1 pseudogene is annotated in these 259 nt (G+C 63.3%); it reads left to right on the top strand.

Annotation, left to right across the window (positions count from 1 at the left end):
• Positions 1-78: 78 nt before the first annotated feature.
• Positions 79-259 (top strand): annotated as a pseudogene (pilV, locus tag ACLJNW_RS26250) (type 4a pilus minor pilin PilV); the annotation flags it as partial.

The raw sequence follows: 259 nt of genomic DNA, 5'->3' as shown, positions 1-259 counted from the left end.
GACCGACGGGGGCCGCGTGCTGAGCATCAGCCAGGCCGGCCGGATCCAACTCGAACCTTCCTCCAAGGCGCCCCAGTCATGCTATTGAAATCGCGACACAGGTCGCTGCACCAATCCGGCTTCAGCATGATCGAAGTGCTGGTCGCCCTGCTGCTGATCAGCATCGGCGTGCTGGGCATGATCGCCATGCAGGGCAAGACCATCCAGTACACCGCCGACTCGGTCGAGCGCAACAAGGCAGCCATGCTCGGCAGCAACC

The sequence above is a fragment of the Salmonella sp. SAL4457 genome, from assembly GCF_046548235.1.
Taxonomy (GTDB): Bacteria; Pseudomonadota; Gammaproteobacteria; order Enterobacterales; family Enterobacteriaceae; genus Salmonella; species Salmonella enterica.
Note: the sequence above shows the minus strand (reverse complement) of the source record. Positions and strands in the feature narration are given on the sequence as shown.